The following is a 14,593-nucleotide window of genomic DNA, read 5'->3' as shown; positions in this document are numbered from 1 at the left end:
CTGGAAGGACCGGCCTTCCGGGCCGGCGCCGCGCGGCGGCGCGCGCGATGACCGGCCCGCTACGCGCTCACCGTCCGGGGAAGGCCGGCGCGATCGGCGATCTCGTCGTGGAAGGCGCGGAACGTCGACTCCTGGGGCCACGAGGGCGCGTTGGCGAGGAGCTCCTCGACGCGGGTGAGCTCGCCCTCGTCGATGGCGACGACGGCCGCGGCGTAGCGCATGGCCCAGAAGATGAGCGGGCTGGCCTCGCTCGCGCGCTCCAGCAGCGCGCGGTCGCCCGGCACGCTCGTGTGAGCGAAGGCGCGTGCGAGCGCGCCGGCCGCCGATCGCAGGGTGACCACGCGGCTGCGAAAGGGCGAGCTGATGTCCGGGAGAGGGAGGCGCGCCAGGCGACGCGCCTGCGCGAGCGCCGTGTCGCGATCGCCCTCGAAGGTGCAGAGGAGCGTGTCGAGGAAGAGGCGGTGCTCGAGGGCCGCTTCCCACGCGGGCCCCCGCTCGGCGGCGGCCATGGCCGCGCGCGCATTCTCGACCCAGCCATAGGCCGCGAACGCCGTCGCCGTCATGAGCGGCGCCATCGTGGCGGGGTGCGGGATACGGTGAAGCGACGTCGACCAGCGCCGCAGCACCGAGCCCACATCGCCCGAGCGCAGCAGCCGGCGCAGCTTGCGGCGCGCGAGCCAGCGGGCCGCGGCGAACACGAGAACCACGCTGAGCACCGCCCCCATGATCACCGGCTGCTGCCAGGTGAACCGGAGCGCGACCGCTGCCAGCGCTGCGGAGCCGATGAAGAGAAGCGCCGGAATCAGCCGGTCGCCCCGTCCCTCGTCCTCGGAATCGAACGGATTCACGACACCTCCAAGCGTACGGGGCTTCCTGAACGAGGCAAGTCCCGGCCGATGCCGCTCCAGGTCGATCGCTCCGCGCTCACACCACCACCCTTTGCACACCCCGATCGCCCCCTGCTCACGCGCACACCCCACTCGCCTCGCACCGCGCTCACCCCCCGATGGCCCCGAGGAGGGAACCGCGACGTGGGCAACGTGGGCAACGTGGGCGACGCTGCGTTCGCGAAGGAGCCGAGAGGCCATGGCCCACGAATCGCCGCCGCGCGCGCCGTGGGGCTCGACATAGGGACGAGGTTCGACTACGAAGTCCCTGCGTCAGGCAACAGCGCCTGGACCTCATGGGTCCGCCGACAGCGCGCCGTGAACCCCGCCAGGCCCGGAAGGGAGCAACGGTAGCGGAAAGCGAGTGTGGCGGGCCCACTTACTTTTTGTCGGCCCAGGTGTGGGCCCGACGCGCTCCCGCGCTCACCTCGGGACGCGCTCCCAGGGCCCGGTCGTCGCCGCGCTGATGCAGGCCTCACGGGGCGTCGAGCGCCGCCGGCGCGATGGGCGCGACGGGCACGGAGAACAGCGCCTCCGGGCTCGTCACGATGCGCGGGACCTCCGCGTCGCGCAGCGGACTGAGGCCGTCAGGGGGCAGACGCTGCTGCACGATGCCCGCCGCTTCGTCGCCGCCCTCCAACGTCACGGCGGAGAGGCGGCTGTCCAGACCGACGCCGCCGTCGATGAGCACGCTCGCGCGGCGTGACGGGCTGATGGAGGGGTTGAGGGACTCGAGCCCGTTGCCGCTCAGGACGAGCCCGAAGATCGCGGCCTGCGCGCGCTCCTGCCAGCTCACGCCGTCGCCCACGACCTCCTGGGCGAGCCCGCCGTCCGCGCTCACCACCGCCGAGTCGGCGAAGGTCCCGGCGATGCGCATGCCGTCGATGATGATGCCGCGCGCGTCGCCGCTCATCCCCAGGCCGATGGCCCGGTTCTTCTCGAGGAGACCTCCCGTGAGCTGGACGGTCTGCTCCGGCGTCGTGTGCTGTATCCAGATCCCGGGCTGGTTGCCGCTCACCTCGAAGCCCTCGCCGCTCTCGCCGAGGGATGCGCTCGCTCGATCGATCAGGAGACCGAACCCGGTGTTGCCGGCGACCTTGAGGGCCGCCGCGTCGAGGGCCGAGCAGCCGGACACGGAGATGCCGCCGCTCGGATCGAACCCGCTCAGGCCATTGCCGCTGACCTCGACGCCAGACATCGTGGCGCGCGCCCCGACGAGCGACACGCCGACCACCTTGCTGTCGCGGACGAGCGCGTCCTCGACGTGGAGCTCCAGCGGCGCATCGCAGTCACAGCCGCCGGCGCACTGCGCCCACAGCCCCGGCCCCTGGGAGCCCGAGACGACGGACCGCACGACGGAGACGCGGCCGGCGTCGAACGCGCTCAGGCCGTACCGCGCGGAGCCCTCGATCGCCGACGCGACGAGGTCGAGCGACGCGCCGAGGCCGAGCGTCACGCCGTCGGACGCGCTGCCGACGACGCGCACCGCCTCGATCCGCGCCCGGGCGCCGGCCGCGATCCGCACGCCGCCCGCGCCCACGGTCAACGCCCGGAGGACGGCGCCGTCGCCGGCCGCGAGCGAGACCGCCGCGACGCTCACGGAGCCGGCGCCGCGGCCGAGCAGGCTCACGCCGGGGGGCAGGTCGATCGGGCCGTAGGCGCCCGGGCCGAGCGCGATGCATACCCCAGGTCGAGCGGCCTCGGTGGCCTGCGAGAGCGCGGCGGCGCTCGAGACCTCGAGCACCTCGGCGCAATCGACCGAAGCGGCGCAGAAGTCCCCGTCGCAGAGCGCTCCCGCGGGGACACCGATGCACGCGCCGGACGCCGCGCGCGCGCCAGGACATCCGCCCGGCGGTGCGGGATCCGACGCGCACCCGAGCGCCGCCGAGCCGAGCGCGGCCGCGGCGGTCAGAACGATAGCTGCCTGATTCCAAGCCTTGATCATGACGAACGTCTCCCGCGCGGCACGTCGCGCTACCTGACGAGAAAGGGTCAGCGCCTCAGGGATCCGAGAGCAGCGCGCGGCACTCGCCCGCCCGCGCCGCGAGCTCGCCGTCCCGGAAATGCGCCGCCAGCGAGGCGGAGAGCTGCGCCACGGCCGCCTCGGCGCGAGGGCGGGTCGAGGCGTCGCGGAGGGCCGCGCGGCAGATCCGCGCGAGGCCGAGCGCGACGTCCGCGAGGTACACGCGCCCGCCGCCCACCTCGGCGAGGCGCAGCGCCGCGCAGCCGGACTCGAGCGCGTCGCCGACGTGGCCGGCCGCGAGCAGCGCGGCGGCGAGGTTGCGGTATGCGTCCGGGAGATCGGCGCCGGCGCCGGCCTGCTCGCCCAGCCTCACGGCGCGCCGCGCGTGCTCCAGCGCGGCGTGCGGGCGCGCGAGGCGGAGCTCGACCTCCGCGAGGTTGTTGTGACCCGACGCGATCGCCTGGAGATCGCCGAGCCGCTCCTTCAGCGCGAGCGCTCGGGCGAACACCTCCCGTGCGCCGCCGAGATCGCCCTTCGCGAACAGCACGGCCGCGACGCCGTTCAGCGCGAAGCCCAGCGCCTCCGGGTACGCGCGCTCGTCGACGGCCCGCGCGGCCTGGCGGTAGCAGCGCTCCGCCTGCACCAGCCGACCGCGCGAGTAGAACACCGTCCCGAGCGCGAGGAGCAGCTGCGACGCCGCCACGCGGCGGCGGTCGTCGCCTCGATGCAGCGTCCGGCAGATGCGCAGGCTCCGGAGCGCGACCGCGCGGCACGCGTCGAGATCGCCGGCGCGCCGGTGGAGCGCCGCGAGCAACCCGTGCATGGGGAGCGTCTCCGGGGCGGCGCCGCCGCGCTCCGCGAGCGCGATCGCGCGCTCGACCAGCGCGCGCGCGTCGGCCGTCGCGCCGCGCACCTTGAGCACGAGGGCGAGGCGGAAATCCACGCGCGCATCCCAGAGCAGCGCGGCCTCCGGGCCTTGCGCGGGCGGCGCGGAGGCGCGCCGCTCGACGCGGAGGATCCGCGTCCGCGCCTCGAGGTACGCGCGCTCGGCCTCGTCGAGCCGGCCCGCCCTGCGGAGGGCGTCGCCGACGTCGAGCAACAGCGCCGCGCGCTCGTCCCAGGCGAACAGCCGGCGCTCGTCGCCCCCCGGCGCGGCGGCCGACGGGGCGCGCGCCGCGGCGCCCCCCGCCGGGGCGCCGTCCGCCGCGCTCGCGTGGATCTCCCGGGCCCGCTCGAAGTGCCGCAGCGCCTCGGCGTTCTGCCCGAGCGACGACGCGCTCGCCGCCGCGCGCGCATAGGCGAGCGCCGCGCTCCGCGCGTCGCCGCCGCGATCATGGTGGAGCGCCGCGAGCGCCTCCCCGAGCCCCCGCGGCGCGCGCGCAGGCGAGCGCCCCGCCGAGACGCCGTCGACCCAGGCGGCGACCGCGCGGTGCATGGCCCGGCGCACCTTGAGGCTGAGCGTCTCGTAGGCGATCTCCTGGGTCGCCGCCTCGGCGAAGACGTACTCGCAGTCCTCGGGGAAGGTCGACGCGTCACGCGCCTGGATGATCTGCTGATCCCGGAGCCGCCGCAGCACATCCGCGGTGCTCGATCCGCCGCCGTCGAGCGGCGCGGCGCCGCGGAGGTGGTCGATCGCGCCCTTCCAGAACGTCCTGCCGACCACGGCCGCCTGCGCCAGGACCGCGCGCGCCTCGCCGTCGAGCCGATCGAGCCGCGCCTGGACGATGCCCTGGATCGTCGCCGGCAACGAGAGCCGGGCGAGCTGCTCCTCGTGCAGGATCCAGGGCTCACCGAGGCGCCGCTCGAGCGCGCCGGCGTCGATCAGCAGGTACAGCGTCTCGGTCAGCGTGAGCGGGTTGCCCTCGGCGCGCTCCGCCAGGGCGCGGATGGCCTCGGCGGAGCAGCGCGCGACGAGGCGGAGGCGCTCGCGCGCCATGTCCTCGACGTGCCGCCGCGGCAGCGGGCCGAGATCGAGGCGCGCGTGGCTCGCCTTCCCTTCGCCCCAGTGCGGCCGCCGCTCGTAGAGCTCGGGCCGCGCCGCGCCGATGATGAGCAGGGGCGCGTCCGACAGGCGCACGGCGAGGTCGTCGAAGAGGTCGAGGCTGGCGTCGTCCGCCCAGTGGATGTCGTCGAGCAGCACGACGACGGCTCCGCGCGCGGCCATCGCTCGCAGCAGCATCGCGACGGCCGCGGCCACCCGCTTCCCCACCTCGACGCCGCCCTCGTCAGGGACGATCGCCGTCGCGGGCGCGGCTTGCGCCGCCGGGCACGGGCAGAGCACGGCCGCGACCTCCGCCAGCGCGTCCTCCAGGGCGAGCGGGTGCGGCGCGCCGCCGGCCTCGCCTCCGGCGTCTGCGCCGAGGACGCCGCTCGCGAGCATGCTCCGCACGACGTCGCGCGCGTCGCCGTCCTGGACGCGGAAATGAGCGCGAAGGAGCGACGCGGCGAGGTGGTAGCTCGCGTCCATCGACAGCGACGAGCACGCCGCGCCGAGCACGATGCACGGTTCCGCGCACGGTTCCGCCTGCGACAGCGCCCTCGTCCGGACCTCGGCGAGGAGGCGGCTGCGGCCGATGCCGCCCGCGCCGATCACCGAGACGAACATCGCGCGCCGCTCCGCGATGACCGTCTCCAGCGCCTCCGAGAGCCGCTGCACCTCCCCCGCTCGCCCGACGAAGCGGGTGTCGAGGCCGAGGAAATCGGATCCCGCGCCCGATCCGCTCGCGAGCTTCAGCACACGGAAGCCCGGCGCGCTGTCGCCTTGCGGCTCGACCTGGAAGAGCCCGGCCACCTGCCGGAACGTGGGCTGCGCGATCAACACCGCGCCGGGCACGGCGGCCTGCTGGAGCTGCGCGGCCGCCTTCAAGGCCTCGCCGGAGGCGTCGACCGGAGCGCCCCGCCCGGTCGCGCCGCTCACGAACAGCCTCCCCGTGCTGATGCCCACGCGGAACCTCGGCCGGGAGCGCGGCGGCAGCTGGACAGGGAGCGACGCGGCGTCGAGCGACGCGAGCGCCAGCCCGGCGCGGACGGCGCGCTCGGCGTCGTTGTCGCTCGCGCGCGGCGCGCCGAACAGCGCGGTGACGACGCCCTCCCTCCTGCCCTGCACGACGCCCCCGAGCGCCTCGACGCGCTCGCGGACGAGCTCGCGGCACGCCTCGCGGAGCTCCAGCTCCTGCTCGGGATCGAGCGGCTCCTGCCCGTCGTCGCCGGCGACGATCTCCGCGGAGAGCACGGTGCAGACACGGTACTCCCCCGCGAGCGCCGCGGCCTTCGCGCCGCCCGCGGGCGCCGCGACCTTCGTGGCGCCCGCGGGCGCCGGGGCGGCCGGGAGCGCCGCGCTCGGCCCCCGCGGAGACGCCTGGTCGGCCCTCGGCGAGATCGCGGAGAGCGGGGCGGCCGGCGGCCGGAGCGCGGAGCCGGCGCGCGCGGACGCGAGCGCTTCTCCGAGCTCGCGCGCGTCCCGGAAGCGCGCTGCGGGCTCGACCGCGACGGCCCGCGCGACGACCGCCTCGAGCGCGGGGCTCGCCTCGACGCCGAGCCCCGCGAACGACGGCCGCCTGCGCGGGTCCACGGCGGCGAGGTAGAGCTCGGCCCAGTCTCGCCCGTCGATCGGCTGCTTCCCCGAGGCCAGCTGCAGCAGCACGAGCCCGAGCGCGAACACGTCCGTCCAGGGGCCCGTCGCGCCGAGCTTCGGCTCGAACTGCTCCGGAGCGCCGTAGAGCGGCGTGAACACGTGCAACGTCGGCGACGTCGCGAGCACCTGCGTCGTGTCGCTGGGGCTCACGCCCCGCGCCGCGGCCACGGCTCGCCTCGTCTCCGCGAGCGCCTTCGACATCGGCATCGACGCGTCGATCACCTTGGCGATGCCGAAATCGACGACCTTGATCGTCGTCGCGCCGGGAATCTCGACGAGGAACAGGTTCGCCGGCTTGACGTCGCGGTGAGAGACCCGCTCGTCGTGCGCCATCGCGAGCGCCCCCACCGCGGGCGCCAGGAGCTCGATCGCCTCGTCGACGGAGTACGGCGCGCGCCCGGAGGCGCGCCGCGCCTCGATGTGCTGCGCGAGCGTCTCTCCCTCGAGCCACTCCATGACGATGTACGGCGTCCAGCAGCCCTCCGGCGAGGTCGCGGCAGAGACGTCGAGCGCCTGGACGATCCCTGTCGTCCGGCGCGAGAGCCGGTGCAGCAGCCGGGCCTCGCGCTCGAACGTGTCGAGCAGCGGCCGCCGCTCTTCCGGCAGGAGATCTGCGGGGATCTTCAGGCACTTGACCGCCACCTGCTCCTGGAATCCCAGGTGGGTCGCCCGGTAGACCACGCCGAACGTCCCCTCGCCGGCCACGGCGTCCACCAGCAGCTTGCCGCCGATGGTGCTGCCCACCCAGCCGAACGGGTCCCGCGCGATCATCCGCGGAAATTCTACTGCCCGCGCCGCGGCGCCGGGAGCGCGCCGCCTCGCAGCGATGACGATCGCTGCCCCGCCCGCGCTGGACCACCTCGACCACCGCGGCTGGGGAGCCCCGCGTGCCCCGCGGGCGCGACGCGAGCGCGACGGCGGTCGCCCTGCGCGCGCGTCCGTGCTACGCAGCCGGCTGCTGGGCGTGCCCTCGGTCCCGGCGACCGTCCCGCGAACGCTGCCGCAACGGTCCCCGGAACGGATCGCACGCGCGCAGCGGCGGGGCGTCGCTCGTCGTCCGGCGCGACACAGGGGTGCGATGTGGCTGAGCCGGAGATTCTTTCCCGCGATGGTGGCTCGCTCGAGCTCCTGATCATCACCCAGAGCTCGATGAGCACCCGGCAGCTCCCGGGCTCGGGCAGCGTCGTCCTGGGCAGGGACGAGGACGCCGGCATCTGCGTCCCCGACGCCTCGGTGTCGCGCCGGCACGCGGTGCTGCACCTCGGCCCGCCGCTCCGCGTCGAGGACCTCGGCAGCAGCAACGGGACCCGCGTGCGCGCCCGGCACTGCAGCGCGGCGACCGAGCGCCTGATCGATGTGGGCAAGGACACGCCCGCGCGGGGCGCTGCCGTCGAGCTCTCGCCCGGCGACGTCATCTACCTCGGCGCGGCGCGCGTCGTCCTCCGCCAGAAGGGCGGCGCGCGGGACGCGGGCAAGGACGTCATCGTCAAGGACGACGCGATGCGCGCCGTCTACGAGCTGGCCGAGCGCGTCGCGAACGGCCCGATCAACATCCTCCTGCTCGGCGAGACGGGCGCCGGCAAGGAGGTGCTGGCCGAGTCGATCCACAGGGCCTCGCCGCGCGCGAGCCGCCCGCTCCTGCGCCTGAGCTGCGTCGCGCTGTCCGAGTCGCTGCTCGAGAGCGAGCTGTTCGGCCACGAGCGCGGCGCCTTCACCGGCGCCGTCCGGGCGAAGCCGGGGCTGCTCGAGACGGCCGAGGGGGGCACCGTGTTCCTCGACGAGATCGGCGAGCTGCCGCCCTCGATCCAGGCCAAGCTGCTCCGGGTCATCGAGGAGCGGAAGGTGATGCGGGTCGGCGGGCTGACCCCCATCAAGATCGACGTCCGCTTCGTCTCGGCCACGCACCGCGACCTCGAGGCCGAGGTGAGCCGCGGCGCGTTCCGGCAGGACCTGTATTTCCGGCTGAACGGCGTGACCCTCTCCATCCCGCCGCTGCGCGAGCGGCCCGGGGAGGTCGCGGCGCTGGCGCAGCTCTTCGCGGAGCGCACGGCGAAGGAGCTCTTCCCCGGCGAGGCGAGCGCCGCGTCCGTTCCGATCTCGCCCGCGGCCCTGGCCGAGCTCCAGCGCCACAGCTGGCCAGGCAACATCCGGGAGCTGCGCAACGTGATCGAGCGCGCGGTGATCCTCGCCAACGGGGCGCCCATCGGGCCGGAGCACCTGCTCCTCTCCTCTCTGGCCGATCCCACCCGTCCATCGCATGCCATGCCCCTTCCGGCGCGCCCGCCGCAGGCGCCCTCGAACGCGCGTGCGCCGGCGCCGGCGCCGGCGTCAGCCTCTACGATTGCGAGGAACGTGCCCGACGGCGCGAAGAGCGCGCCGGACGGCGTCGACCCGGGCCCCACCCGGCTGCGCGACGCCATGGAGGCCCACGAGCGCGAGCGCATCGTCCAGGCGCTCGAGCAGTGCATGGGGAACCAGACGCGCGCCGCGGCGCTGCTCGGGATCTCACGGCGCACGCTGGTCGAGCGCATCCGCGTGTACGGGCTGCCGCGGCCGCGCAAGGCCTGAGCGTTGCGCAGATCGCCGCGCAACCTGGCGTCGATTGCGCGAAGGCTCGCTCGACCGAGCGCCCTCCCGCGCAACCCCTCAGGCGGGCGTCTCGCGCCGCGCCAGCGGGGCGAGCTCGATCCCGAGCTCGGTGGCGAACCGGAAGATGCGCTCGTCGCGGTAGAACTCGCCGAAGACGACGCGCGAGAGCCCCGCGTTGGCGATCATCTTGAAGCACCCCCAGCAAGGCGAGGCCGTGACGTAGACCGTCGCGCCGTCGATGCGCACCCCGTTCCGCGCGGCCTGGATGATGGCGTTGGCCTCCGCGTGGATCGTGCGCACGCAGTGGCCGTCCTCGATCAGGTGCCCCTCCTCATCGCAGTGAGGCAGCCCCCGGATCGAGCCGTTGTACCCGGTCGCGAGGATGCTCTTGTCGCGCACGATCACCGCGCCGACGTGCTTCCGATCGCAGGTCGCCCGCGACGCGACGACCTCGGCGATGCGCATGAAATATTCATCCCACGAAGCCCGATGCGTCATCGCTCACCTCCACGACGGGGGATCCGCGCCCGCCGCCCCCTCGACGTCCCCTCGACGTCAAGCGACCCGCGCTCGCCGATCCCTCCAGAATGTTCAGGGATCCGCCCTCCGGTCCCCCTCGCGAAGGGCCCGGCGGCGCGCGCCCGCGGCCCCGGCTGAGCCGCGCCGCGCGCCCAGCGGGCGCTTCTATCACGACGCCGGGCGCCGCGGAGCCCCCCGCGGGCGCGGGACCGCGCGAGGCGCCTCGACAGCGAGGCCCGGCGCGTGGTAGCGCGCGGGGGTGAGCTCCGCCGCCCCCCGAACATCAGATCGCCGCATCCTCGTGCTCGGCTCCGGGGGGCGCGAGCACGCCCTCGCGCGTGCGTTCGCCCGATCGCCCTCGGTCGCCGAGGTGATCGTGGCGCCCGGGAACGCCGGGACCCACGCGCGCGCGGGCGCCGGCCGCGCCCCGATCCGCCGCGTCGATCTCCCGTCCCTGTCGCCCGCCGAGGCGACCCGGCTCGCCGTCCGCGAGCGCGCCGACCTGGTCGTCGTCGGCCCCGAGGCGCCGCTCTGCGCCGGCGTCGCCGACGCGCTCGCCGCCGAGGGCGTCGCCGTCTTCGGGCCGAGCCGCGAGGCGGCGCGCCTCGAGGGGTCGAAGGCGTTCCTCAAGGAGTTCGCCGCCCGCCACCGGATCCCGACCGCGCCGTTCCGGATCGTGCGCTCCTTCGACGAGGCGGCCCGCGTCATCCGCGAGCGCGGCGCGCCCATCGTCGTGAAGGCCGACGGGCTCTGCGCCGGCAAGGGCGTCGTCGTCGCGACGACCGTCGACGAGGCGCTCGCGGCCGCGAAGGAGATGCTCGTGGATCGCCGCTTCGGCGACGCCGGCGCGACCGTGATCCTCGAGGACGCGATCCAGGGCGAGGAGGCCAGCGTGCACGCCATCAGCGACGGCGAGGCGATCTTCGTCCTGCCGGCCGCGCGCGATCACAAGCGCGTCGGCGAGGGCGACACCGGGCCGAACACGGGGGGCATGGGCGCGTTCGCGCCGAGCGCCCGCGTCACCCCGGCCCTGACCGCGCGCGTCGAGCGCGAGATCCTCCGGCCGACCATCGACGGCATGCGGGCGGAGGGGAGGCCCTTCCGCGGGGTGCTGTTCGCGGGCCTGATGATCACGCCCGCGGGGGACCCCATCCTGCTCGAGCACAACGTCCGCTTCGGCGATCCCGAGTGCGAGGCGCTGATGGAGCTGCTCGAGGGCGACGTCGCCGAGCTCTGCGCGTCTGCCGCGGCGGGCGCGCTCGCCCCCGGGGCGGCGCGCGTCGCCCCTGGCCGCCACGCGCTCACCGTCGTGCTCGCGGCGCGCGGCTACCCCACGGCGCCGGTGACCGGCGACGTCATCCGCGGCCTCGACGCCGCGGCCGCCGTGGAGGGCGCCTTCGTGAACCACGCGGGCACGGCCGAGCGGGACGGCGCGGTCGTGACCGCGGGGGGCCGCGTGCTCGCCGTCACCGCCGCGGGCGACTCGCTCGCCGAGGCGCGGGAGCGCGCCTTCCGCGCCGCGGGCGCCGTCGACTTCGACGGCAAGGTGCTCCGCCGCGACATCGGGGTCGACGGAGCGCGCGCGGCCGGGTGAGGCGGCACCATGGAACCCATCGTCGATCTCGCCCCAGGCGCTGAGGAGAACCCGCTCGCGGCCTACCTCGGTCACCTCATCCGCGAGCACCTCGCGCGCGACCCGAAGCGCGCCTCCGATTTCCGGGCGCTGCGCGGGTCGGTGCTCGTCGTCGCGCAGGACGCCGACACGTCCATGACGATGCGCTTCGACCACGGGCGGCTCACCATCCACGACGGCGCCATCGGCATCCCGTCCGTCACGTTCTGCGGCGACGAGTCGGCGCTCCGCCGGCTCCCCGACGTCGCGTTCCACCGCTGGCCGCGCCTCCCGAAGCTGGGGGTGCTGCACCGCCGACAGAGCGGCCCCCTGCGCGACCTCGCGCGCCTCGTGGCCCGCGGGGAGCTCAAGATCTACGGCCTCGTCGCGCACCCAAGGCTCCTCCTCAGGCTGCTCCGGCTCCTCTCTCGCCTCCCCTGAGCTGAGAGCCTCGCCCAAGCCCGTAGCAACGGCGCGCGACGACACGCGACACCATGCGACGACGACAACTGGTGTGATACTGTAAGACGAAAGCGGACGTACCGTCCGCATTGCACGGCCGTTCTTGTAGGCTTGCAAACCAATGCTACACGGCCCGAAAGCTGTCTTTTGACGGCCTGTTGGGCTGTTGGTATGGCTCGATCATGGGCATCCGACTGCGCTACCTCGCCCACGATCTCGAGGTGCCGCTCGGCGAGTTCTTCATCGGACGGAGCGCGGACTGCCAGCTGTCGCTGGACGACCCGCTGGTGTCGCGCAGGCACGCGCTGCTGACCGTCGGTGAGGGCGGTGTCGCGATCGAGGATCTCGGCAGCCGCAACGGCGTGCTCATCAACGGGGCTCGGATCGCGGGGCGCCAGATCCTGGCGGACGGCGACAAGATCGCGATCGGGGGGCAGGAGATGTTCCTGCTCGGGGCCATCGAGCCGAGCTCGGCGCACTCGCCGCGGAGCGCGCCGCTCTGGACGAGGCAGCAGAACGCGCGCACGGTCGACATGAGCGAGATGCCCGCAGGCGAGGACGACGGCGCGACGGCCATCGCCTCCCGGAGGTCGCTCCCCGGGCTCGTCCCCCAGCACCCTGACAAGCGCGTGCACGCGCTCAGCCTCATCGGCAGCGTCGCCGACAAGGCGCTCGCCCTGGGGCGCGTCGACGAGGCCGAGCGCATCCTCCAGCGCTCGCTCAGCGACATCCTCACGAAGGCGCGGGACGGGGGCGTCGGCGCCGTGCAGCCCGAGCTGGTCGAGAAGGCAAGCATGTATGCGGCCCGCCTCGCCGCGGCGACGGGTCGGGGCTCGTGGATCAACTATATTTTCGAGCTCAATACCCGGCTCGAGCTCCTCCTCCCCGCCTACCTCGTCGATGAGCTGTATAGTGTTCTGCGCAAGGTGAAGGCCGTCGACATGTCCATTCTCCGTGGCTACGCGAAGCGGCTCCGCGAGCGCGCAGGTGAGCGTACGCCGGCGGAGCGGTTCATCCTCCAGCGCATTGAAGGGCTCGAGCGCCTCGGCGCACTGAAATAGACCATGCCTTTCCGCCTCCGGTACTTGGCACACGATTTCGAGCTCCCCGAAGGGCCCTTCGTGATTGGCCGGAGCGGCGACTGCCAGCTCTCGCTCGATGACCCGCTGGTGTCGCGGCGCCACGCGACGCTGCAGGTGCGCAACGACGGCGTGGCCTTGCACGATCTCGAGAGCAGGAACGGCGTGTACGTGAACGGCACGCGCATCTCCGGCCAGCGCGAGCTGACCGACGGCGACCGCATCATCATCGGCAGCCAGGAGATGCTGCTCTACGGCGGGGAGGAGTCGCGCCCCCACGACGCCTACGGGGTCGAGTTCCGTCGCGCGACGGCGACGCTCGGCGCGATGGCGCTGACCGAGATGCGCAAGATGTCGGACGACCCGACGGAGCTCACGAGCCCGACGGGGGACGGCGGATCCAAGGGTTTCCAGTCGCTGCGCCTGCTCGCGAGCCTCGCCGACAAGGCGCTGGCGATGGGCCGCAGCGAGGAGGCCGAGCGCATCCTGCAGACGGTGCTGATCGACATCCTGAGCCGCGCGCGGACGAACGTGCCGCTGGAGATGCCGGCCGCGGAGCTCGCCGCGCGCTACGCGGCTCGCCTCGCCGGCGCCACGACCAAGGGGACGTGGGTCAATTACGCGTTCGAGCTCTTCACGATCGCGCGCCGCCCGCTGCCCGGCCCCGTCGTCGACGAGCTCTACACCGTCGTCCGGCGCGTCAAGACGCTCGATATCCAGCCGCTCAGGATCTACCTCGACGACCTGCGCCGGATGGCTCCGTCGTTCGGTCCGACCGAGCGGTTCTTGATGCAGCGGATCGAGGGTCTCGAGCGCCTCGTCGCGGCGAAGTAGCCTCCGCATCGCCGCCGGGCGTCGCGGGAGCGGCGGCCTCTGGCGACACGCGCGACACGCGCGGAGCCGGCTGCTGCGCCGCTCGAGCGGCCCCGTGCGGGACAGGCGGCGACACACGTGGGGCAGGCGCCGCGGAGGGCTGGAGCGGCGGCGACACACGTGGGGCAGGCGCCGCGGAGGGCTGGAGCGGCGGCGGTGCGTAGCGGGGACGCGCGCCCGCCTCGGCTTCCTGCCAGCCGAGGTTCCTCGCGGCGGCCTTCGCGATCGCCTCGCGCAGCTCGGTATCGGCGACCTTCCCGAGCTCTCGCCGCACCTCGACCGGGAGCGGCGCCTCCTTCGGGGTCGGGCGGACCTCCTCGCGCCACGGCGGCCGTGCGACCGGCTCCACCTTGCCGACGCGGAACCGGAGGGACTGCACCGGGAGGCCGCGCGACCGGAGCTGCGCGGTGATGGCGTCGCCGAGCAGCGAGAGCTCCTGCGCCCACATCGAGCTCGCCGCGCGGACATGGAGCACGCCGCGCTCCAGCTTGAGCGGCCGCGCGCGCGCGGCGATCCGGGACCCCACGGCCGCTTCCCACTCGCGGAACGGCATCGGCGAGGTGTCGACCTCCGCCGGCGCCGAGAGCGAGGACCCGCGCTGGATCAGCGCACCCAGCCGTTCGATCCCACCTCCGCTCCGACGCGCCATGCGCGCCGAGCGTAGCAGCCTGACAGCGCCGTGCGCCGGCAGAGCGCGCCGTCCAGGCTCGCCCAGCGTCACGGACGGCCAGCCCCTACGGCGCCGCCTTGTGACCAAGGCGGCCGCCCGCCAGGGCGAACCACCCGCCCTCGGCTGCCTGGCGACGAACGATCGTGAGGGGCGCTCTCGGTACCGAAGGTGGGACTCGAACCCACAAGCCCGTGAGGACAGCGGATTTTGAATCCGCCGCGTTTGCCATTCCGCCACTTCGGCTCAGCGCTGCGATGTCAGCGAGCTCCTGGCACCGTAGATCACCGGGCACGATCCTGGCAACC

Annotated in this window: 10 protein-coding genes, 1 tRNA gene and 1 other RNA gene; 6 read left to right on the top strand and 6 right to left on the bottom strand. The window is 74.5% G+C overall.

From position 1 onward, the window contains the following. Positions 1–59: 59 nt before the first annotated feature. Positions 60–848, bottom strand: coding sequence for a hypothetical protein (locus WMF27_RS45600; protein ID WP_437762607.1), 789 nt, complete (start codon positions 846–848; stop codon positions 60–62). Positions 849–1,181: 333 nt separating this feature from the next. Between WMF27_RS45600 and ffs the strand changes: the two genes are divergently transcribed. Next, positions 1,182–1,271, top strand: an RNA gene (gene ffs / locus WMF27_RS45595) — signal recognition particle sRNA small type. A 91-nt stretch (positions 1,272–1,362) separates the two neighbouring features. On the opposite strand, the gene WMF27_RS45590 is transcribed toward ffs, so the two are convergent. Both WMF27_RS45590 and WMF27_RS45585 read right to left on the bottom strand, forming a co-directional pair. Beyond that, positions 1,363–2,832 (bottom strand): hypothetical protein, encoded by a 1,470-nt coding sequence (locus WMF27_RS45590; RefSeq protein WP_437762608.1) that lies wholly within the window; start codon positions 2,830–2,832, stop codon positions 1,363–1,365. Positions 2,833–2,887: 55 nt separating this feature from the next. Next, positions 2,888–7,255, bottom strand: a complete 4,368-nt coding sequence (locus tag WMF27_RS45585; protein WP_437762609.1) for a serine/threonine-protein kinase — start codon at positions 7,253–7,255, stop codon at positions 2,888–2,890. A gap of 309 nt (positions 7,256–7,564) precedes the next feature. On the opposite strand from WMF27_RS45585, the gene WMF27_RS45580 reads away from it, so the two are divergent. Then, positions 7,565–9,052 carry a sigma 54-interacting transcriptional regulator gene (locus WMF27_RS45580; RefSeq protein ID WP_437762610.1) on the top strand — a complete coding sequence of 496 codons (1,488 nt, stop codon included), beginning with the start codon at positions 7,565–7,567 and terminating at the stop codon, positions 9,050–9,052. Between the two features lie 78 nt (positions 9,053–9,130). On the opposite strand, the gene WMF27_RS45575 is transcribed toward WMF27_RS45580, so the two are convergent. Further along, a complete protein-coding gene (locus WMF27_RS45575; RefSeq protein ID WP_437762611.1) occupies positions 9,131–9,571 on the bottom strand; it encodes a deoxycytidylate deaminase in 441 nt (146 codons plus the stop codon). Positions 9,572–9,851: 280 nt separating this feature from the next. Between WMF27_RS45575 and purD the strand changes: the two genes are divergently transcribed. The 4 genes from purD to WMF27_RS45555 all read left to right on the top strand — a co-directional run bounded on the left by purD (position 9,852) and on the right by WMF27_RS45555 (position 13,579). Then, on the top strand, positions 9,852–11,186 hold the full coding sequence (gene purD, locus WMF27_RS45570; protein ID WP_437762612.1) for a phosphoribosylamine--glycine ligase: 1,335 nt from the start codon (positions 9,852–9,854) through the stop codon (positions 11,184–11,186). A gap of 9 nt (positions 11,187–11,195) precedes the next feature. Then, entirely contained in the window at positions 11,196–11,645 is a 450-nt protein-coding gene (locus tag WMF27_RS45565) for a hypothetical protein (protein ID WP_437762613.1), read from the top strand. A 203-nt stretch (positions 11,646–11,848) separates the two neighbouring features. Then, positions 11,849–12,727: an FHA domain-containing protein gene (locus WMF27_RS45560; protein WP_437762614.1), complete on the top strand. Its 879-nt coding sequence runs from the start codon at positions 11,849–11,851 to the stop codon at positions 12,725–12,727. A 3-nt stretch (positions 12,728–12,730) separates the two neighbouring features. Continuing rightward, positions 12,731–13,579 (top strand): FHA domain-containing protein, encoded by an 849-nt coding sequence (locus WMF27_RS45555; RefSeq protein WP_012241622.1) that lies wholly within the window; start codon positions 12,731–12,733, stop codon positions 13,577–13,579. On the opposite strand, the gene WMF27_RS45550 is transcribed toward WMF27_RS45555, so the two are convergent. Then, positions 13,470–14,171 carry a DciA family protein gene (locus tag WMF27_RS45550; protein ID WP_437944562.1) on the bottom strand — a complete coding sequence of 234 codons (702 nt, stop codon included), beginning with the start codon at positions 14,169–14,171 and terminating at the stop codon, positions 13,470–13,472. The genes WMF27_RS45555 and WMF27_RS45550 overlap by 110 nt on opposite strands. A gap of 277 nt (positions 14,172–14,448) precedes the next feature. Continuing rightward, positions 14,449–14,531 (bottom strand) — tRNA-Leu (locus WMF27_RS45545). Positions 14,532–14,593: the final 62 nt, after the last annotated feature.

Origin of the sequence: Sorangium sp. So ce281 (genome assembly GCF_051527395.1) — a bacterium.
Classification (GTDB): domain Bacteria; phylum Myxococcota_A; class Polyangia; order Polyangiales; family Polyangiaceae; genus Sorangium; species Sorangium cellulosum_B.
This window is presented reverse-complemented; position numbering and strand designations above follow the sequence as displayed.